This is a genomic window from Paenibacillus sp. JL3B1040, from assembly GCF_057063165.1.
Genome location: NZ_CM169317.1, coordinates 2,599,419 through 2,618,680 on the forward strand (window position 1 = coordinate 2,599,419; position 19,262 = coordinate 2,618,680).

Genomic DNA, 19,262 nt, shown 5'->3' on the forward strand with positions numbered 1-19,262 from the left:
TTGTGCATGCTAGCTTTTCTCCAGAAAATCGGTAAGTCACTGATGCTCCCGGTAGCAACACTACCTGCAGCGGCAATTCTGCTCAGATTCGGCAGCATCGATTACATCAAAGATTTTCACCTGGGCGATGGGGTAGGGGGATTCCTCAACACGTATATCGCTCCATTCCTGGCGGCAGGTGGGGGAACGATCTTCGACAATCTTCCGCTCATTTTTGCTGTCGGCGTGGCGATCGGTTTGGCCGGCGACGCGGTAGCCGCTTTGTCCGCAGTTATCGGTCATCTGATTTTGCTGAACGTGCTTGAAAGAGTGCCCGGCATTTTCCCAGGACTCATGCAATCCGCCGATACCAAACTAAACATGGGCGTTCTTGGCGGGATTATCGTAGGTTGTATTTCGGCCTATCTCTACAAACGGTATCACAATATCAAGCTGCCGGATTGGTTAGGATTCTTCGGCGGTAAACGGTTTGTTCCGATGGTCACCGCGGTGACGATGGTCGTGGTTGGTTTGATCTTCGGTTTGATTTGGGGTCCGATCCAAAACGCGCTGGATATCTTTGGCGATTGGGTTACCAGCTTGGGTGGTATCGGTTCGGCCATTCATATCGTTGCCAACCGTTTGTTGATTCCGTTTGGACTTCACCACATCATTAACTCGATCGTCTGGTTCCAAATTGGCGATTTTACCGATGCGGTCGGCCAAGTGGTTCACGGCGACCTGCATCGATTCTTCGCGGGCGACAAAACGGCAGGCATGTTCATGACCGGCTTCTTCCCGATCATGATGTTTGGTCTTCCGGCCGCAGCCTTTGCGATTATTCATACGGCTAGACCGGAAAGACGCAAAATGGTCAGCTCCATCTTTCTGGGAGCCGCGCTGGCTTCGTTCCTGACGGGGATTACGGAGCCGTTGGAATTTGCTTTTATGTTCGTCGCTCCGTTGCTTTATGCCGTTCACGCGGTTTTGTCGGGGATCGCAGCTTACGTAACTTATGCGCTGGGTATGAAGCTTGGTTTCGGCTTCTCCGCCGGATTCATCGATTACGCGATCAACTATCAAATTTCGACCAAGCCGCTGCTGCTCATACCGGTAGGTCTTGTTACGGCGGTCGTTTACTATGCGCTCTTCCGCTTTATGATCGTCAAGTTCAATATGAAAACCCCGGGTCGCGAAGACGCCGAGGACATTGCCGAAGCGACAGAGGACACCCCTGCCGGAACAGGCAAGGCAGGCGGCGACAACCGTTCGGCCAAAATTCTGGCCAACATCGGCGGGCCGGATAACATCGAGTCCGTGGATGCGTGCATTACCCGCCTTCGCCTCATCGTCAAGGACGATAAACAGGTCAACGATGCCGCTTTGAAACAGCTGGGCGCATCGGGCGTCATGAGACTCGGCAAAGGCGCAGTCCAAGTCGTGTTCGGACCGCAATCCGAAGCGATCAAGGACGACATTAAAAAAATGCTGTAAGGCAACGCACGTATGGCATAGCAGGGCGGAATCGCACTCCGCCTTGCTTTTTATTTTTACGGCTCAACCCAGCGAAAGGATTCAAAATTCGGTCTAAATCTTGCCATTCGGTCCCCGAGTTATGTAAAGTTAAGTCGATGGAAAACGATTTAAGGGGAAAAATGATGTCCTACAAATTCACGAAGTGGCTGATTTTGATCGTCCCGACGCTGGTGGTCGGGGTGTGGGAAGTGGTACGCCACCAATTTCTCATGCCGTATGTTTCAATGGAACTTGGCAATGTATTGACGCCGATTATTTTATTCGCGGTGAGCATGACCTTGCTGAACCGCTGGTTTGCCTATCTCGAACGCATGCAGGAGGAACTGCAGCGGGAAAGGGCGCTGAAAGTCCGGCTGGAACAGAGAGAGCAGCTTGCCCGGGAGTTGCATGACGGCATAGCCCAATCCTTATTCCTGCTCTCGGTGAAGGTGGACCGAGCAGAACGTCAGCAGCAATCCGCTGGCGGAGCTTACGACTGGAACGAGCTTCGCAAATCGATTCATGAAGTGAACCGATATGTGCGGGAGGCGATTTCCGACCTCCGTATTCCGCCGGATTCGAAGGAAGGCGAAACGGAGGAAGCTTCCATGGCTGCGCTCGTTCGCCGGATTGCCGCCGAACAGCAACTTGCCTTGCGTTTGGATTGGCAACTGGAGGAAGCGCGCTGGCCGGCGAAGGCGAAGATGGAACTGTTATCCTGCCTGCGGGAAGCGGTCATCAACGTGGCGAAGCACGCGGGCGTGCATGACGTCGAGATCGCGGCATCCGGGGATGCGCGGAACTTCGTCGTGAAGATTGCCGATCGCGGATGCGGTTTTATGCCGGAAGAGGCTGCGAATCAAGGCCGTTACGGCCTGCGGATTATAAGGGAGCGGGCAAACGAGATGGGCTGGGAACTGAAGATAACCTCCCGGCAAGGAAGTACGACGATCGAAATTAGGGGAGGAGGGATTGACGATGAAAGTTCGGGTCTTGGTCGTTGACGATCATCCGCACGCGCGGGAGGCGATCGGGGAGATTTTGGCCGAGGACGCAACGTTCGAAATCGTTGCTTACGCGGAAAACGGGGACGAGGCGATTGCCCAAACGGAGCGGTGGATGCCCGATTTGATCTTGATGGATATCCGCATGCCCGGCAAGGACGGCCTGGAGACAACCCGCGAGATCAAGCTGCGTTACCCTTACGTGAAAATCGTTCTGATCACCGTGTCGGATGACGCGGCCCATTTGTTTGAAGCGCTGAAGCAAGGGGCGCAGGGGTACCTGCTTAAAAATTTGGAGCCCGGGACGTGGCTGGAGTATTTAAGGGCCATCGCCAGCGATGAAGCGCCCTTGTCCAGTGAGCTGGCCTTGCGTATTTTGCAGGAGTTTCCGGTGAACAAAAAAGAAAGCGGAGAACACCCCCCGCTCACCGCCCGCGAACGGGAAATTCTCGGCTGGGTGGCCCAGGGGATGACCAATCGCGAAATCGCCGGGGTGCTGCACATTTCCGACCAGACGGTGAAAAACCATTTGAAAAACATTTTACAGAAGCTGCATTTGGAAAACCGCGTTCAATTGACGCGATATGCTCTGGAACAAGGGTGGATCGACCGGCGGGGTTGATGAGGCGAAATGATGTGGATTGCAGATACTGTGATAGAAATCACAAGCCGGGGGCTCTCCCCGGTCTAAACTGAGAATAGCTCTTAGTTGAAGAAGGGGGAGAAGCCGATGAATCACCGTCTGGTTGCGGTTGTCTGCTTACTTGGCGGGATGCTTCTGCTATCGGCTTGCGCCGACGCCCCGGGGCGCTATATCGGCGGTTCGGAGCCGGCGGCGGAAGCGAAAGGACCGATTAAATCATTCACCGTTCATGCCAGCCCATCGGGATATGACTTGACGGAAATCAAGGTCAAGCGGGGCGACACGGTGCGGATTACGCTGAAAAATACGCAGGGCATGCATTCGCTGAAAATCAAAGGATACAATAAGGAAGTCCGCGGCGGCAAATCGATCACCTTTACGGCGGATCAAGCCGGGACATTCGAGTTTTCCTGCAACATCTCTTGCGGCAAAAACCATAAGGAAATGAAAGGCACCTTTATTGTGAAATAAAAAGCTGACGGCCTCATCTTGTGATGAGCCGCCAGCTTTTTTTGATATAGGGGTTGGCGCTTTGTCGCTCTCTGAGCAAAAGGGATTATCCTGCAAAGACAGCGGGCAGGATGCCGCAAACCCGGGATCAAAAATACCCCAACTGCTCCTTCGCCGCCTCCGACATATGCTCCGGCGACCAGCGTGGCTCCCATACGATATCGATTTCCGGGTTCTGGATTCCCAACTGATCGTTAAGCACCCATCGGACGCCGCCGACGATCGTATCATGCATCGGGCAACCCGGCGTGGTCAAGGTCATTTGGATGTAGACGCGATCCTCATCTTCCCGAATATCGTAAACCAGCCCGAGATCGACGATATTGACGCCCAGCTCGGGGTCGTAAACTTCACGCAGACTTTCGCGGATTTGTTCAATTTTATTCATGGCAATCAACCTCCGATTTGAATGGTCGTTAATGAGCAAAAACCAAAGCGATCAAGGCAATGTAAGCGACGGATACGATGGACAACACGGCGCCTCCGGCCGCGATGACAACCTGTGAACCGCTAACCAGGCCGACAAGGACGGTCATATTTGCGCCAAGGATCAAAGTTAAGCCGAGATTCGCTTTTCGCTCGTCCAGCAGATCGGCCAGCACCGGCGTTCCCGGGCGGCCGGCCTGTTTGCCGTATTTGTGGGTCCACCATAGGAACGGCACGATTTTGGACACGTATCCAAGCACTGTAAACGAGACCCAGCAGCTTAAGTAAACCCAGCCGGCGGTAAGCACGGTACGGGTGTCCAGCAGATGTTCGGGCGATACGAGCGCCCGTACCGCGAACATGACGGCAAATATGGCAAGGAGTTGGCTCCCGGTTACCGTCCACTCAATGCCCGCCCCCGGACTGCGCTTGTGCCGCTTCCTGCGGATTTGCAGCAGGTGGGCATTGTAAGCGAGAATGGCCAAAACAATCAGCAGCAGCGCCGCGACTTTGCAACCTGCCGGCAAGCCGAACAGGAAAGAAGCCGCGCCCAGCAGAACTCCTGCATTCCACAACGCTAAGACAACGTATTCCAAACGGGTCGGATAATCATGAGACAAATAGAACATCGGCAATAGCTTATAGCTGAATCCGGTGATCAACAGTCCGAACCAGCCCAATGTACCGAGCCAAATGTGGGTGCCAAACAGATTTTCGTGCAGATCGTTATATAGACCGACCGCAAAGTTGATGCCCATCGCCATCCCGGATAAACCGGTGAGCAGCAGATACAGCACCGCGCAGGCCGTGCTGATCGTGATCGGGTTCCATGTGCCGGCCCGCAGCAGCGTAGCTGCCAGGTTCCAGACGAACAGGACGATGCCCGAGAAGGCGAGCGTAGCAAAACCGCCGATCCAATACGTATCGCCTTGGATGAAGCCGAACAGCAGTCCGAACAGACCTACGCTGAACAGCGCGTAATGAACGTACCCGAGCCGCTCGCTGTAGATGTTCGACTGCAAAATCACGTTGATCAGTTGATAGACGGCGCCCATGGCCAGCATGGTCGCCCAGCCCAGCACGAACAGGTGGACCTGGAACCAGCCGGCCGGGCCGCGTATATCCTCGCCGATCCAGCCCGTGAGCGACATCAGCGAGGTGGCGTGAAACAGGACGAATCCGAAGATTCCCGTAACGATGAACAAAAAGGGCAGACGGGACATGGCCGGCATCGGGTTCACCTCCTTAAGGTTTGCGGATTTGGACTTTGGCGCTTCCGTCCGGTTGTTCTTCCACCGTATAGGTGCAGCCTAGACCGTTTAATTCCTCGATCAAAAACACCGGTACCCGGTCGTTGTGAATATGCACCTCGTCGCCCGGTTTGCAGCGGTCCAGGGCGGCCAGCGTACGTACCATCGGCTGCGGTGGTTCAAGGCCGCGATTGTCAAGTTCGATGATGTTAGCGGAGGACTTGCCGGGCAGGCTCGACGCTTCCGGGGCCGCCTTCGCCGCATCGGCCGGCTCGGACCGGCGTAGCTTCATTGGCGCATTCTCGCCTTCGTCCTCCAGCCAGGCTTTATTTTTCTTGTGGACAAACGTGGTTACCCAATGTTCTTTGTCGTGCTGGGTTGATTTGCCGACAAGGCCCTTCATTTTCAGAAACCCAAGCAACGGCGTAGGTTTGAAGGTGGCGTGCAGCACGAAGATGTCGTCTTTTTCCAGTGTTTTTACGGTATCCATGATCAGTTGGAACGGCTCCATTTTGTTTCGGAGCTGCTCTCGGACGTCCAGTTCCACGATTTTGGCGTCTTGTTGATCCATAGGGCTTCACCTCTTTCATGAATTTACAATTAGGACTTCACAGCTTAATGGCTCATAGCCGGCGCTCCATGATCCAATCCGTCCCGGGTAGCGCGCAGGACGGCAGATGCTCCTAGGGAAGCGTCGTTCAACTGATGGGTGAGGATCGGATAATCGCCATCTTCCGTGACGGTAAACTCGACAACTGCGCCTCCCCCGGCCGGAAGCAACACGGTTTGCATGCCGTACAGAACGTTGCTTGGGTTGCCGTCCAGATACACGCGATCAAAGGTGGTCCCAACCACATGGAAGGAGGACACGTGATTCGGCCCGGCGTTGACGACATATAGCCGGATTTTGTCGCCGACCTTGGCGAGGAGGGGATATTCTTTCAGAGTGAAGTCATCGCCGTTAAATACGACATATTCCGGATTGCCTTGCTGAAAAGCGTCCATATCGTTCTCCGCATACCATTCGCTTTGGACGATGGTATACTCTTTGTCGATACTCGCATCCGTGGGGTAACCTTCCTGCGGTTCAACGATAATCATCCCGTACATTCCGTTGGCTACATGAAGCAGCACCGGACTTGCTCCGCAGTGGTACATGAATACGCCGGGCGTGTTCGCGGGGTACGTAAACGTTCCCTGCTCATCAGGCATAACCTCGACGAACTTCCGGCTGGGGGCGGCGTGGACCGCGTGGAAATCCATCGAATGCGGCATTTCCGGGTCCATATTTTGTAATGTAAACTCCAGCTGATCGCCCTGCTTCACGCGTAAGACCGGACCTGGCGCCGTACCGTTGAATGTCCAGGCATTGTAAAAGACGCCTTCGGAGATCTCTATGTCGGTCCGCTGCGCGGTCATTTCGATGCGTACGGTCTTCCCCTCGCGATGGACGACCGGCTCGACGGGCGGATGATGGATATGCGGCGCTTCCTCGTGCGGGGCGGCTTCATCGACCCGGGCATCCTCCTTCGGGAACGCAAACCAGGCGGCCGCCAGCATGACTAGGCCGGACAAACTAAGCAACAACCACTTGGGGATGTTCCGTGATTTCATGAGACATTCCTCTTTCTAGGGTTTATGGGTAAGCCCATGGCATTCTTGTTTGCTTAATTTCATCGTACGACGGGTTAATGGGTCGGATTGTGATATTAATCACTTGAATGTTGTCGAAAATGTTGTCGACTTTTGCGAACTCCGTCCCTTAAATTCTTACATTCCGATATGTTTGGTATTGTATTCGATGGGGACATGAAGTAAGATGATAGGTATATTCCAAACCGAATATAGCGGAAATAGGTGCTTCCGGCCATGTATGGCCGGAACTTAAAAGGGAAGTCCGGTGCGATGCCGGCGCGGTCCCGCCACTGTAACGGAGAAGTCGGATGCTTATTTGCCACTGGTGATCCAATCACCGGGAAGGCCGCATCCGGCGATGATGCCGAAGCCAGGAGACCTGCCTATTTCGACGGCACTGCTGTACCTACGGGAGATAGGGAGGTGTTAAAGATGCAAGCCATCGAACGAATGATCGAAGGTCCTCTTTAGCCATGCTGCTATCGGGGATCTTTTTTTGTTGTGGATTCGGCGTAAATAAGTTAAGCGATGGGGAGGAAATTATCATGGGAAATATAGTTAGCGGAAATCTGGGATATCCCAGAATCGGAGAACAACGGGAATGGAAGAAACATATCGAAGCCTATTGGGCGGGGAACATCACGGAGCATGAGCTGCACGACCGGTTAACCGCGATCCGACTCGATCATCTTCGCCTGCAGCGGGATCGGGGTCTCGGCGTGATCCCGGTCGGCGATTTTACCTATTACGACCACGTATTGGACACGGCGACGATGTTTGGTCTGGTGCCGGAGCGATTCGCTTGGAACGGCGACAAGGTGCCGCTGGATCTGTATTACGCCATCGCCCGGGGCAACGACCGGGCGGCAGCCAGCGAGATGACCAAATGGTTTAATACCAACTACCATTATATCGTGCCCGAGCTGGAGGCCAGAGAGCCGCGACTGACCGTTAACCGGCCGCTCCTGGCTTATTTGGAAGCCAAACAGGAGCTGGGCGTGGAAGGCAGACCGGTGCTGCTTGGGTTGTTCACTTTGTTGAAATTGTCCAAAGGGGAAACGGCGGGCGATGTGGATGCTTGGATTGATCGTTTGCTGCCGTTATACGTACAGGTGCTGCGGGAGCTGGAAGCGGTCGGCGCGGCTTGGGTTCAGATTGACGAACCGGCGCTGGTCGTCTCTCTAACCGAAGAGGACGTTCGCCGGCTTGGCTTCATCTACCGGACGATCGCTAGGGAAGTGCCGAAGCTGCGGGTCATGCTGCAAACCTATTTCGATGCAGTCGAACGTTACGAGGCGCTCGCCGAATTGCCGGTGCATGGCTTAGGGCTGGATTTCGTCCATGGCCGGGACGGCAATCTGGAAGCGCTGCGGCGTTACGGATTTCCCGCCGGCAAGACGTTGGGGGCGGGGCTCATCGATGGCCGGAATATTTGGCGTGCGGATTTGGACGAGGCGCTGAGCCTGCTGAAAGAGATTCGCGTCTTAGCCGGGGAGCCCGAGCTTATCGTGCAGCCTTCCTGCAGTCTGCTGCACGTTCCGGTATCCGCGGCCGGCGAAGAGCGGCTGGCATCGGTGCTGCGCGAGGCGCTGGCGTTTGCCGAGCAGAAACTGGAGGAGCTGACGAGCTTGTGCGAGGCCGCAAGCGGGGAAGGGCCGGCGCAGGCGCGGTTCGCGGAGAACCGCCGCGCGCTGGCGGCGCTCGCCGCGGATCCGGCCCGCAGCCGCGCCGCGGTGCGGGAGGCGGCGGATAAAGCCGCCCTAGCGCCGGCTGCCCGCGCCAGCGAGTTCGCCGAACGGCGCCGCAAGCAGCAGGCCAAGTGGCGGCTGCCGTTTCTGCCGACGACGACGATCGGCAGCTTTCCGCAGACTGCCGAGGTTCGGGCTGCCCGCCAGAAATGGCGCAGAGGCGAATGGAGCCCGGAAAGGTACGAGGAGTTCATCCAGGCGGAGATCCGCAAATGGGTGGCGATTCAGGAAGAGCTCGGGCTCGACGTGCTGGTTCACGGCGAATTCGAGCGCACCGATATGGTGGAATTTTTCGGCGAGAAGCTGCCGGGTTTTGCCTTTACGCAGGGGGGCTGGGTACAGTCGTACGGCACGCGTTGCGTTAAACCGCCGGTGATTTACGGGGATGTCGAGTTCGCCGGTCCGATGACCGTCAAGGAAACCGCCTATGCCCAAAGCCTTACGACCAAACCGGTTAAAGGCATGTTGACGGGACCGATCACCATCCTGAACTGGTCGTTCGTCCGTAGCGACTTGTCTCGGGAGCAAGTCGCCTTTCAAATTGCCTTGGCGTTGCGCAGCGAAGTCGAAGCGCTGGAACAGGCCGGAATTGGAATGATCCAAGTGGATGAACCCGCGCTACGCGAAGGGCTGCCGCTCAAGCGGAAGGATTGGGCGGAATATTTGGATTGGGCGGTGAAGGCGTTCCGGGTGACGACGTCTTCGGTCAGGGACACGACGCAAATTCATACCCATATGTGCTACTGTGAATTTGACGATATCCTTGAAGAAATCCGCGCACTGGACGCCGACGTCATATCGATCGAGACCTCGCGCAGCCATGGAGAGTTGGTCCAAAGCTTTGAGGAACATACGTATCCGCTCGGGATCGGACTTGGGGTTTACGACATCCATAGCCCGCGTGTGCCGTCGGAGGCGGAGATGGTCGCTCTAATCGAGCGGGCGCTGCAGGTGCTGGATCCGGAGCTGTTTTGGGTCAACCCCGATTGCGGATTAAAAACCAGGGGACAAGAAGAAACCGTCGCAGCGCTGCGGCAAATGGTTGCGGCGGCGGAGCAGGTCCGCCGGAAAAAAATCAAGGAACTGTAATTGACAAAGCGATAGTTACCCGTTATTATAACTAGTGTTAGATTAGTTACAGTTGAATAATGAGTAGCTAAGAAAAAGAAAGAAGATAACGATAGAGAAAATTTTCATGTGGAGGGAAACCGTTTATGTCTCAAGTTTTATTCGTGAAAGCCAACAACCGCCCGGCGGACCAATCCGCCACCGTGAAGCTGTATGAAAGCTTCCTGCAAACCTACAAAGAAACGCATCCCGAGGACACCGTCACCGAGTTGAATCTGTTCGAGGCAAATCTGCCTTACTATGACCTGGATATGCTAAACGGCCTGTTCAAAGTCGGCAAAGGCATCCCGGCTACCCCGGAGGAACAAAAAGCCGCCGACGTGGCCAACGCTTACCTGGAGCAATTTTTGCAAGCCGATAAAGTCGTGTTTGCGTTCCCATTGTGGAACTTCACGATTCCGGCGCAACTGCTTACTTACCTGTTCTACCTGAACCAAGCCGGCAAGACGTTCAAATACACGGAGCAAGGTCCGGTTGGCCTGGTTGGCGGCAAGAAGGTCGCTTTGCTGCAAGCGCGCGGCGGCGTATATTCCGAAGGCCCGATGAGCGCGCTGGAAATGTCCTTGAACTACGTGAAGAACACCTTGGCCTTCTGGGGCATCAACGATCCGGAAGCCGTCGTCGTCGAGGGACATAACCAATTCCCGGACCGCGCCGAGGAAATCATCCAGGACGGCGTGAAACGCGCCGCCGAGCTGGCCGCGAGATTCTGATCCCGTAACGTATTGTTGAGAAGAGGCTTAGCCTGAACAGCCTGAACCGTGTTAAAACGGTTCAGGCTATTTTGCTGTGTCCATTTGCGTCGGCCTGCCGAATACATTTATACTCACCTTATATAATTGAAGGAGTTGCGACGCATCATGAACAACGAGTTGGAAATGGTGATTAAGCTATGTCTGGCCCTATTGTTCGGTTTGTTTATCGGAATCGATCGGCAATTGAAGCAAAAACCGCTAGGCATCAAAACGAGTATGGTTATCTGTATCGCCAGCTGTCTGGTGACGATCGTATCCATCGAGGCATTCGCCAAATTCGCCGGTCCGGACCACCCGAACATGGATCCGATGCGGTTGGCCGCGCAAATCGTCAGCGGCATCGGTTTTCTGGGAGCCGGGGCCATTTTGCGCCGGAGCAACGAGGGGATTTCCGGCCTCACCTCCGCAGCGATGATTTGGGCCGCATCCGGGATTGGGATCGCCATCGGCACCGGATTTTATCTGGAAGCCGCCCTGACGGTCATCCTGCTGATTCTCGCGGTGAATTTCATTCCTTATATCGTGAAATGGATAGGACCTTATAAACTGAACCAGCGCGATGTTTCGATCAAAATCGTCATGGAGGACCACGGGAACGTGACCGAGCTGATTCGCATCATCGAGCGCAAGGACGAAAGGGGGCGGGGGGCCAAAGCGAACCAGCACCGCATCAGGCGACTGAAAATCAAGGACTTGGAGGAAGGTCGACAGCGGGTGGATATGGTGATTACCGCTTCGGAGAAGGAGTATACGACGGAGCTCTACCATTTTCTCCGCACCATCGATCACGTCATCAGCGTGGAAGTGGAAAATCTCTAGGGTTGGCGCGCTTGAGAGAAGCTCCTGCTTCCGGATCACGCCCCTTACAGTTGGGAACCATAACCGGTGCATTTTGTAACCTTTTATTTGTATCTGGCGGCACAAGACATGGTATGATGGTACTGTGCTTGTGTCTAACCAGCTCAAATAAAGGATGATTCGGTTAATGGGTAAACGAATTTTAATTGTCGATGATGATGAAAAAATCGCAAAACTGATCGAAATATATTTAACGAATGAAGGTTATGACGTATTGAGGGCGGAGGACGGCCTGCGGGCTCTGGAGATCACCGAGCAGGACGAGGTGGATCTGGTCATTCTTGACGTGATGCTCCCCGGGCTCGACGGCATCTCCGTCTGCATGAAAATCCGTGAATCGCATACGACACCGATCCTGATGCTCAGCGCCAAGGACGGCGATATGGACAAGATCACCGGGCTGATGACCGGAGCGGATGATTATATGGTCAAGCCGTTCAATCCGTTGGAGCTGGTCGCCCGCGTGAAATCGCTGCTGCGCCGCTCCTCCTATGCGGCACAGCCGCCAGGGTCACCGCATTCTCCGCAGGAACATATCATCAGGATCGCTTCGCTGGCGATCGACAAAGAGACGCATACGGCGACGGTGGACGGCAACCCGCTCAAGCTGACGCCGATCGAATTCGGCATTTTGTATTTGCTGGCCAGCCATCCCGGGCGGGTGTTCGGTTCCGAGGAGATCTTCGAGCTGATCTGGAAGGATAAATACCTGGACAGCAGCAATTCCGTGACGGTGCACATCAGCCGTCTCCGGGACAAGCTGGAGAAGGAAATGGACGGGGAGAAGCTGATCCGTACCGTATGGGGGGTTGGCTACAAAATTGAGAGCTAGCTTGCGTTTTTTGGCCTGGCTGCTTTGGACCATCGTCGCCTCGTTAATTTCGCTATTCCTATTGATCTTGCTGGCGCGGATGTTTTACGTCGTCTTCCCGAGCGTGACTTTCTATACGCTCATTTTGTGGATCAACCGGAACATCGGCTTTCCGGAAGCGTATTATTTGACCGGCGTGCCGATTCTCATGCTGTTTTCCTTGTATTTTTACCGCCGCAGCCTGCGCCGCCAAGAGAAAAAGTATTTGGAGCTGCTGATCGAGGAAGTACATAAAATCGAAGCCGGCTCCGTGCGGAAAATCCCCGTGGAGAATGTCGGACAATTAGGTCAGCTTGCCACCGACATCAATCGGATGGTCGATCGGCTGCGGACTTCAATTGAAGACGAGCGGCGGGCGGAGCAAACGAAAAACGAGCTGATTACCAACGTATCCCATGATTTGCGGACCCCGCTCACTTCGATTACCGGCTATTTGGGGCTGATCGAAGAGGATCGCTACCGCGACGAGGTCGAGCTGCGATATTACATCAGCATGGCTTACGAGGAGTCGCTTCGGTTGAAGCAGCTCTTGCAGGACTTGTTCGAATATACCCGGATGCAAAACAAGGAAATGAGGCTGCAAATGACGCGGATCAATCTCGCGGAGATGCTCCATCAGATGACCGCCCATTTCGGCTGGCAGTTGCAAGAGAACGGAATGGAGTGCCGGCTGTATCTGCAGGGGCCGCTGTACGTTCAGGCAGACGGGGACAAGCTTCGCAGAGTGTACGAGAATCTGATTACCAATGCGATCCGCTATGGTCACGACGGCAAATATTTGGACATCCGCGGCTGGCAGGAAGGCGAGGATATCGTCACGGAGGTCGTCAATTACGGCGACCCGATCCCGACGGCGGACTTGCCGCATCTATTCGACCGTTTCTACCGCGTTGAGAAGTCGCGGGCTTCCCAGACGGGCGGCTCCGGCATCGGCCTGGCGATCGCCAAGCATATCGTCAATCTGCATCAAGGCGTTATTTCCGCAGACAGCAACGAATATCGCACTGCGTTTACGGTCCGTTTGCGGCGGGACGGCGCTTAAATATCATCCGGACTTGCCCACGACGCCTTCAAGGCGTCTTTTGATTTAAGGAAAATGCAGTAAATTCTTAAGGAAAACTTAACAATTTCTTAGTCGGGACGCAAACTCTGTTCGGCATAATGGACGGAGCGAGGCAAGATAAAGACAGCCTTGCCCTGAAAGCCGGGAGAAAGTGAGGAAACAACCGATGAAGTCGCGTTCTATGGATTTGCTTTACCGCGAATATAAAAATGACGTATATCGATATTTGTATAGCATGTGCCGCAACTCGCATATCGCCGAGGATTTGATGCAGGAGACGTTTTGCCGGGCATTGATGCACCTGCATGAGGCGGAGGGGAGGAGGGCCAAGGCCTGGCTGCTTCGCGTCGCCCACAACGCGTATATCGACTTGCTGCGGAAGGAAAGCCGCTCGTCATCTTACGAAAACGAATTTTTTCACCGCTATCCGAGCGACGATACGCCGGAGAAATCCGTGCTTGGCGAGGAAAACCGCCGGGAGCTGTACGCGCGATTGTCCCTGCTGCAGCCGAATCAGCAGCATGCGGTGCTGCTGTACGACGTCCATGGATTTTCCTATCAGGAATCGGCGGCTCTGATGGGCATCTCGTTGTCCCATTTCAAAATCCTGCTGTACCGGGCCAGACAAAAGCTCCGCCGGTCACGGGAAACGGCCTGATCTTACAACTATCCTTCATCTCAAGCATCGCAAGGCTGCCTTCGGGCAGCCTTTTGCGTTTGTTCTCTGTTCAGATCGGCGCTTTTGATGTAGGATATTACCAGAAATCGCCTGAATGAAGGAGGACTCGTCTCATGTCTACTTTGCCTAATCATTTGCAGGAAACCGTCACGTTAAACAATGGGGTTCAAATGCCTTGGCTGGGTCTCGGCGTCTTTAAGGCTAAAGAAGGCGATGAAGTCGTGCAGGCCGTCAAATCGGCCATCCGCACCGGATACCGCAGTGTGGATACCGCTTCCGCTTATCGCAATGAGGAAGGCGTGGGTCAAGGCGTTCGGGAAGCGCTGCAGGAGAACGGTCTCCGTAGAGAAGAGCTGTTCATTACGTCGAAGGTCTGGAACTCGGAGCAGGGGTACGAGACTACGCTGAAGTCTTTTGACGACAGTCTGATGCGGCTGGGTCTCGACTATTTGGACTTGTTCCTGGTGCATTGGCCGGTAAAGGGGAAATACAAGGAGACGTGGCGTGCGCTCGAAAAAGTGTATGCCGAGGGCAAGGTGCGCGCGATCGGCGTCAGCAATTTTCAAGTTCATCATTTGAAGGACCTGTTGTCCGAAGCAAAGGTCGTGCCGGCCGTCAACCAAGTGGAGTTCCATCCTTACTTGACCCAAAAGGAGTTGCTTCGCTATTGCCGGGAACAAGCCATTCAGCTGGAAGCCTGGTCGCCGCTGGGCCAAGGTCATTTGCTGGAGCACGAAACCTTGAAAGGCATCGCCGCCAAATACGGAAAAACCGTGGCCCAAGTGATTTTGCGCTGGGATTTGCAGCTCGGTGTGGTCACGATTCCGAAATCGGTGCGCGAGGCGCGGATCATCGAGAATGCCGATGTCTTTGACTTCGAGCTGAGTACGGAGGACATTCAGGCTATTGACGGGTTAAACCGCAATCAGCGCTTCGGATCGGATCCGGATACGTCTATTCCTAAATAGTAAGCGATAACACAAATAAATGAAGCGAGGTCAAGATGAACCAGACAGCTGCCGCTAAAACGGCAAATCCCGCATTAACGGTGTACCCGATTCTTTTTGCGATCAGCACCGTGCATTTGTTGAACGATACGATGCAATCGGCGATTCCCGCCTTGTTTCCGGTCTTGCGCGAATCGCTCCTCTTATCCTATGGCCAAATCGGCTGGATTTCCTTCGCCATGAACATGACAGCCTCCGTGTTTCAGCCGTTGGTAGGTTTGTATGCGGATGTTCGGCCCCGGCCCTACATTTTGCCGCTTGGGGTATGCTTTACGCTTGCGGGCATCGTGATGTTGGCGTTTGCCCCCAGTTATCCTTTGATTTTACTGGCGGTGACCTCGATCGGACTGGGGTCGTCGATATTTCACCCCGAGTCGTCGCGGGTCGCTTATCTGGCGGCGGGGCCGAGACGAGGACTGGCGCAATCCATTTTCCAGGTCGGCGGGAACATCGGCGCTTCGCTTGGACCGATCATGTCGGCTTTGATTTTTATCCCTTTGGGTCAGACTAGCGTGGCCTGGTTCGCCTTGGCAGCGGTCGCGGCAATCGTCATTCAGTACTTTGTCGCAAAATGGTATGGCGCTCAGGATCTGAAACCGCGCAAGCCCCGCGCTGCCGGTTCGGCGGTCCCAGGCGGCGCCGCTCGGTCGAAGAGCAGCCTCAGCCGAGGGAAGATCCTGTTGGCCATCACCGTGCTGGTCCTGCTGCTGTTCTCCAAAAACGTGTATTCGATCAGCATCTCGACGTTTTATTCGTTTTTTCTCATGGACCACTACGGCGTAGCCAAGGAAACGGCCCAATGGTACATCTTCGCCTTTTTGGCCGCGGCGGCGGTCGGCACGTTTTTCGGCGGCCCGATGGCGGACCGCTACGGCCGGCGCAACATCATTTGGGTGTCCATTCTCGGGACGGCGCCGTTTTCGCTGCTGCTGCCTTATGCCAACCTGTTCTGGTCAGGAGTGCTGGTCGTGATTGCCGGCTTTATCATGTCCTCGGCATTCTCGATCATCGTCGTGTATGCGCAGGAGCTGGTGCCGGGGAAGGTAGGGCTTATCTCAGGCCTGTTCTTCGGCCTATCGTTTGGGCTCGGCGGCTTGGGCTCCGCCGTGCTCGGGATCTTTGCCGATCAGGCAGGTATTCTGTTCATTATGCAGGTCTGCTCCTTTCTGCCGCTGATCGGTCTGCTCGCGGTGTTGTTGCCGAAGGATGAGGCATTACAGCAGCAGGAGACGGCAAGCTGATGCGGCCGACGATTGCCGATGCAGGCGATTTGCGCGAAGCGATCCGCCGGCAGCCCGAAATGATGGCCGATCTGCAGCTCATTGCCGAGCTGGGGCTGCCTCAGGGCTGCATCGCCGCCGGTTATATCCGCAACTTTGTCTGGGACGTGCTGCACGGTTATGCCGTACGGACGCCGCTGCACGATGTGGACGTTCTGTATTATGATCCGGCGTGCCTGGAGGAAGAAGCGGAGAAAGCCTATGACGCCCGGCTGCGCGAACGGAATCCGCAGGAGAATTGGTCGGCCAAAAATCAGGCGCGCATGCATTTGCGCAATGGTACGACGCCTTACCGCTCGGTCGAGGACGCGATGCTGCATTGGCCCGAAACGGCGACAGCGGTTGGCGCACGCTTGAACGCTGCGGGAGAAGTCGAGCTGATTGCGCCTATGGGTTTAAACGACCTCCTGTCGCTCCGAGTTCGGCAGGGCCCGTATTTTCGCGATCACGCCGCATTCTTGCAGCGGCTCAATGGCAAAGCTTGGCTCAGCCGCTGGCCGCGGTTGGTGCTGGTCGAGGAGGAGGAGAGGGGCGATACGCACACTCGCTCATGCGATGATCGGGAACCCTCGCCAAGTTCGAACGGACTCAGATGACGCTAATTTGAGTATTAACGCTTGAAATGGATGGATAACGGACTCCAGTGACCTTATTTTCCGTGATTTGCTCCTACCTGAGACAAATCAAGATCGATAACGTCATTGGGGTCCGTTAAGATTTTATACATGTACGAAATCGTCCGAATAAGGTCTGTGGGGTCCGTTTCGTGGTAAAATTTGATTGTCATTGGTTTTGATCCATACATAGGGAGAGTCGGATGCATGAAGAATTCGAAAGGTTATTTCTATTATTTCCTCTGGATGCTCGGGGCGCTGGTGCTGATGTATTACGGAAATCAGTTTACCGACATGATGAATCACAAGACCCAAACCTTTTATCAAATGGAGTACGGCTTGATTGGCGAAATCGTCTACGGCTTGGCTTTTGGTCTGTATTTAAGCTTCCTGAACGGATTTCCGAACCGACGGAAGTTCCACCGGCCGCTGTTTGCGTTTGTGTTTGTGCCCAGCTTTCTGCTGCTGATCTATCCGATCCTCACGATCTACGTCAAACAGATATATATCGTGGGTTACTTCGAGATCGTTCGGGATCCGCAATTGTTTTTCCTCGGATTGTTAAGCGCATTGTCCTTAATAAAAAGCACGTTTACGACCCGTTAAAGGAAAATTCGCTGTGATTAAGGAGGTATAGGGGATGGCAAAAATTTTGGTGCTTGGTGGCTCGCGTTATTTCGGCAAAAGATTGGTTAACCTGCTGGCGGGATCAGGCCGACATGAGGTCACGGCCGCTACGCGCGGGCAAACGGAGGTCCGGTTCGAAGCGCCGGTAACCCGGATTCGGCTGGACCGGACGGACGAAGCCTCGCTGCGGGAGGCGGCTGCGGCAGGGCCATGGGATATCGTGTACGATAACATCTGTTATTCGCCGGACGAAGCGCTTGCCGCGGTGCGGGCTTTCAAAGGGTGCGTCGGACAGTATATCTTGACCTCCACCTTATCCGTCTATAAGTTAGGCAAAGTGCCCTTGGTCGAAGCGGACTTCGATCCTTACGGTTATGAGCTGAAACTCGGCGATCGGCAGGCTTTCGACTATGGGGAAGGGAAGCGGTTGGCCGAAGCCGCTTTGTTCCAGCAGGCTGATTTTCCGGTGAGCGCGCTGCGGATTCCGATCGTTTTGGGACCGGATGATTATACGCGACGGCTGCATTTCCACGTCGAGCATGTACAGCAGGAGTTGCCGATCGGCGTACCGAACCCGGAAGCGGCGATTTCGTTCATCACGTCGGCGGAAACGGCCAAGTTTCTGGCCTGGCTCGGGGAAACCGGGCTTACGGGGCCAATTAACGCTTGTTCGGATGGAAATGTGACCATCGGCGGTATCGTCCGGTTAATCGAGAGCGTCACCGGCAAGTCGGCTCGCATCGAGCGTGAAACGGCACAGGAGCATCAGTCTCCGTTTGGCATCCCGGCCTCGTGGGTGATGGACAATACGAAAGCGCGCGAAGCCGGGTACCGGTTCGAAGCGTTGGACGATTGGCTGCCGGGATTCATTCGGCAGATTGCATCAAGTGGACAGAAGGAGTGACTTTCGAGACATGACTTTGGCAAATCGAACGGTCATCGTAACGGGGGCGGGCCAAGGGATCGGCCGCGGCGTGGCCGAAGCTTATGCCCGGGAAGGCGCGTCCGTCGTGCTGGCGGAGCTGAACGAGGAAACCGGCAGTCTGGCAGCGGAAGCGATTCGCCAGGTGGGGGGACACGCCTTATTTGTGTCTTGCGATGTAAGAAAAGAAGCGGATATCCTTCGTTTAATGGAAACGACCGAGCGCGAGCTGGGACGGATCGATATTTTGATCAACAATGCGGGGGTATCCCGGTTTAAATCGCCCTATGAGCTTACGATTGAAGAATGGGACGATGTCTTGAACACTAACGTACGAAGTGCGTTCCTGGCTTCCCGCGAGATGGCGAAACGGGTGAAGGGAAGCGGACGGGGCGGCGCGATCGTGAACATCTCCTCAACCCGATCGATCATGTCCGAACCGGGCTCGGAGGCGTACGCCGCATCCAAAGGGGCCATCGTGTCGATGACGCATGCGCTGGCCGTTTCGCTTAGCCCGGACGGCATCCGCGTCAACTGCATCAGCCCGGGTTGGATCGAAACCGGGGATTATGGCGCGCTGCGCGACATCGACCACAGGCAGCATCCGGCGGGACGGGTCGGAACTCCGGCGGATATCGCCCGGGCATGCCTGTATTTGACTCACCCGGACAATACGTTTGTGACCGGCGCGCATTTGGTGGTCGACGGCGGGATGACGCGGAAAATGATTTACGAGCCTTAAGGCGAA

At 55.1% G+C, this 19,262-nt stretch carries 20 protein-coding genes and 1 riboswitch; of the genes, 16 read left to right on the forward strand and 4 right to left on the reverse strand.

Translation table 11 applies throughout. The features are described from left to right. The first annotated feature begins 6 nt into the window (after positions 1-6). From nagE to ACZF99_RS11625, 4 genes are all read left to right on the forward strand, one after another. On the forward strand, positions 7-1,473 hold the full coding sequence (gene nagE / locus ACZF99_RS11610; RefSeq protein WP_483611916.1) for an N-acetylglucosamine-specific PTS transporter subunit IIBC: 1,467 nt from the start codon (positions 7-9) through the stop codon (positions 1,471-1,473). A 164-nt stretch (positions 1,474-1,637) separates the two neighbouring features. Then, positions 1,638-2,498: a sensor histidine kinase gene (locus tag ACZF99_RS11615; RefSeq protein WP_483611918.1), complete on the forward strand. Its 861-nt coding sequence runs from the start codon at positions 1,638-1,640 to the stop codon at positions 2,496-2,498. After that, positions 2,473-3,120: a response regulator gene (locus tag ACZF99_RS11620; protein ID WP_483611920.1), complete on the forward strand. Its 648-nt coding sequence runs from the start codon at positions 2,473-2,475 to the stop codon at positions 3,118-3,120. Before ACZF99_RS11615 ends, ACZF99_RS11620 begins: the two co-directional genes overlap by 26 nt. 108 nt (positions 3,121-3,228) lie before the next feature. Continuing rightward, on the forward strand, positions 3,229-3,612 hold the full coding sequence (locus ACZF99_RS11625) for a cupredoxin domain-containing protein (RefSeq protein WP_483611922.1): 384 nt from the start codon (positions 3,229-3,231) through the stop codon (positions 3,610-3,612). Positions 3,613-3,739: 127 nt separating this feature from the next. Here the strand turns inward: ACZF99_RS11625 and ACZF99_RS11630 are convergent, their stop codons facing one another. From ACZF99_RS11630 to ACZF99_RS11645, 4 genes are read right to left on the reverse strand one after another with little or no spacing between them, the layout of a single operon-like run. Continuing rightward, positions 3,740-4,039, reverse strand: a complete 300-nt coding sequence (locus tag ACZF99_RS11630; RefSeq protein WP_483611924.1) for a metal-sulfur cluster assembly factor — start codon at positions 4,037-4,039, stop codon at positions 3,740-3,742. Between the two features lie 28 nt (positions 4,040-4,067). Next, entirely contained in the window at positions 4,068-5,309 is a 1,242-nt protein-coding gene (locus ACZF99_RS11635) for a hypothetical protein (RefSeq protein ID WP_483611926.1), read from the reverse strand. 13 nt (positions 5,310-5,322) lie between these two features. Next, a complete protein-coding gene (locus ACZF99_RS11640; RefSeq protein ID WP_483611928.1) occupies positions 5,323-5,898 on the reverse strand; it encodes a DUF2249 domain-containing protein in 576 nt (191 codons plus the stop codon). A 44-nt stretch (positions 5,899-5,942) separates the two neighbouring features. Continuing rightward, positions 5,943-6,941, reverse strand: a complete 999-nt coding sequence (locus tag ACZF99_RS11645; protein WP_483611930.1) for a multicopper oxidase domain-containing protein — start codon at positions 6,939-6,941, stop codon at positions 5,943-5,945. A gap of 224 nt (positions 6,942-7,165) precedes the next feature. After that, positions 7,166-7,363: riboswitch (cobalamin riboswitch) on the forward strand. 144 nt (positions 7,364-7,507) lie between these two features. Here ACZF99_RS11645 and metE point away from each other — a divergent pair. The 12 genes from metE (at position 7,508) to ACZF99_RS11705 (ending at position 19,256) form a co-directional block, all read left to right on the forward strand. Further along, on the forward strand, positions 7,508-9,799 hold the full coding sequence (gene metE / locus ACZF99_RS11650; protein WP_483611932.1) for a 5-methyltetrahydropteroyltriglutamate--homocysteine S-methyltransferase: 2,292 nt from the start codon (positions 7,508-7,510) through the stop codon (positions 9,797-9,799). Positions 9,800-9,924: 125 nt separating this feature from the next. Next, entirely contained in the window at positions 9,925-10,551 is a 627-nt protein-coding gene (locus ACZF99_RS11655) for an FMN-dependent NADH-azoreductase (RefSeq protein WP_483611934.1), read from the forward strand. Between the two features lie 147 nt (positions 10,552-10,698). Continuing rightward, positions 10,699-11,412 (forward strand): MgtC/SapB family protein, encoded by a 714-nt coding sequence (locus ACZF99_RS11660; protein ID WP_483611936.1) that lies wholly within the window; start codon positions 10,699-10,701, stop codon positions 11,410-11,412. A gap of 166 nt (positions 11,413-11,578) precedes the next feature. Continuing rightward, on the forward strand, positions 11,579-12,283 hold the full coding sequence (locus ACZF99_RS11665; protein ID WP_483611938.1) for a response regulator transcription factor: 705 nt from the start codon (positions 11,579-11,581) through the stop codon (positions 12,281-12,283). Further along, on the forward strand, positions 12,273-13,364 hold the full coding sequence (locus ACZF99_RS11670) for a sensor histidine kinase (protein ID WP_483611940.1): 1,092 nt from the start codon (positions 12,273-12,275) through the stop codon (positions 13,362-13,364). The genes ACZF99_RS11665 and ACZF99_RS11670 overlap by 11 nt, the downstream gene beginning before the upstream one ends. Before the next feature lie 187 nt (positions 13,365-13,551). Then, positions 13,552-14,043 (forward strand): RNA polymerase sigma factor, encoded by a 492-nt coding sequence (locus tag ACZF99_RS11675; protein ID WP_483611942.1) that lies wholly within the window; start codon positions 13,552-13,554, stop codon positions 14,041-14,043. Positions 14,044-14,186: 143 nt separating this feature from the next. Further along, complete coding sequence (locus ACZF99_RS11680; protein ID WP_483612667.1) at positions 14,187-15,032, forward strand: aldo/keto reductase; 846 nt, start codon at positions 14,187-14,189, stop codon at positions 15,030-15,032. Positions 15,033-15,067: 35 nt separating this feature from the next. Next, positions 15,068-16,312 carry an MFS transporter gene (locus tag ACZF99_RS11685; RefSeq protein WP_483611944.1) on the forward strand — a complete coding sequence of 415 codons (1,245 nt, stop codon included), beginning with the start codon at positions 15,068-15,070 and terminating at the stop codon, positions 16,310-16,312. Next, complete coding sequence (locus tag ACZF99_RS11690) at positions 16,312-16,947, forward strand: nucleotidyltransferase family protein (protein WP_483611946.1); 636 nt, start codon at positions 16,312-16,314, stop codon at positions 16,945-16,947. The genes ACZF99_RS11685 and ACZF99_RS11690 overlap by 1 nt, the downstream gene beginning before the upstream one ends. 225 nt (positions 16,948-17,172) lie before the next feature. Continuing rightward, on the forward strand, positions 17,173-17,571 hold the full coding sequence (locus ACZF99_RS11695) for a hypothetical protein (RefSeq protein ID WP_483611948.1): 399 nt from the start codon (positions 17,173-17,175) through the stop codon (positions 17,569-17,571). 34 nt (positions 17,572-17,605) lie between these two features. Continuing rightward, positions 17,606-18,496: an NAD-dependent epimerase/dehydratase family protein gene (locus tag ACZF99_RS11700; protein ID WP_483611950.1), complete on the forward strand. Its 891-nt coding sequence runs from the start codon at positions 17,606-17,608 to the stop codon at positions 18,494-18,496. A 10-nt stretch (positions 18,497-18,506) separates the two neighbouring features. Next, positions 18,507-19,256 (forward strand): SDR family NAD(P)-dependent oxidoreductase, encoded by a 750-nt coding sequence (locus tag ACZF99_RS11705; RefSeq protein WP_483611952.1) that lies wholly within the window; start codon positions 18,507-18,509, stop codon positions 19,254-19,256. Positions 19,257-19,262 lie beyond the last annotated feature (6 nt).

Excerpts from the sequence above, each read along its gene's own strand:
- ACZF99_RS11675 (WP_483611942.1), top strand. The coding sequence starts at position 13,552 with ATGAAGTCGCGTTCTATGGATTTGCTTTACCGCGAATATAAAAATGAC.
- metE (WP_483611932.1), top strand. The coding sequence starts at position 7,508 with ATGGGAAATATAGTTAGCGGAAATCTGGGATATCCCAGAATCGGAGAA.
- ACZF99_RS11630 (WP_483611924.1), bottom strand. The coding sequence starts at position 4,039 with ATGAATAAAATTGAACAAATCCGCGAAAGTCTGCGTGAAGTTTACGAC.
- ACZF99_RS11645 (WP_483611930.1), bottom strand. The coding sequence starts at position 6,941 with ATGAAATCACGGAACATCCCCAAGTGGTTGTTGCTTAGTTTGTCCGGC.
- ACZF99_RS11700 (WP_483611950.1), top strand. The coding sequence starts at position 17,606 with ATGGCAAAAATTTTGGTGCTTGGTGGCTCGCGTTATTTCGGCAAAAGA.
- ACZF99_RS11655 (WP_483611934.1), top strand. The coding sequence starts at position 9,925 with ATGTCTCAAGTTTTATTCGTGAAAGCCAACAACCGCCCGGCGGACCAA.
- ACZF99_RS11685 (WP_483611944.1), top strand. The coding sequence starts at position 15,068 with ATGAACCAGACAGCTGCCGCTAAAACGGCAAATCCCGCATTAACGGTG.
- ACZF99_RS11615 (WP_483611918.1), top strand. The coding sequence starts at position 1,638 with ATGTCCTACAAATTCACGAAGTGGCTGATTTTGATCGTCCCGACGCTG.
- ACZF99_RS11620 (WP_483611920.1), top strand. The coding sequence starts at position 2,473 with ATGAAAGTTCGGGTCTTGGTCGTTGACGATCATCCGCACGCGCGGGAG.
- ACZF99_RS11625 (WP_483611922.1), top strand. The coding sequence starts at position 3,229 with ATGAATCACCGTCTGGTTGCGGTTGTCTGCTTACTTGGCGGGATGCTT.
- ACZF99_RS11665 (WP_483611938.1), top strand. The coding sequence starts at position 11,579 with ATGGGTAAACGAATTTTAATTGTCGATGATGATGAAAAAATCGCAAAA.
- ACZF99_RS11695 (WP_483611948.1), top strand. The coding sequence starts at position 17,173 with ATGAAGAATTCGAAAGGTTATTTCTATTATTTCCTCTGGATGCTCGGG.
- nagE (WP_483611916.1), top strand. The coding sequence starts at position 7 with ATGCTAGCTTTTCTCCAGAAAATCGGTAAGTCACTGATGCTCCCGGTA.
- ACZF99_RS11640 (WP_483611928.1), bottom strand. The coding sequence starts at position 5,898 with ATGGATCAACAAGACGCCAAAATCGTGGAACTGGACGTCCGAGAGCAG.
- ACZF99_RS11705 (WP_483611952.1), top strand. The coding sequence starts at position 18,507 with ATGACTTTGGCAAATCGAACGGTCATCGTAACGGGGGCGGGCCAAGGG.
- ACZF99_RS11660 (WP_483611936.1), top strand. The coding sequence starts at position 10,699 with ATGAACAACGAGTTGGAAATGGTGATTAAGCTATGTCTGGCCCTATTG.
- ACZF99_RS11635 (WP_483611926.1), bottom strand. The coding sequence starts at position 5,309 with ATGCCGGCCATGTCCCGTCTGCCCTTTTTGTTCATCGTTACGGGAATC.
- ACZF99_RS11690 (WP_483611946.1), top strand. The coding sequence starts at position 16,312 with ATGCGGCCGACGATTGCCGATGCAGGCGATTTGCGCGAAGCGATCCGC.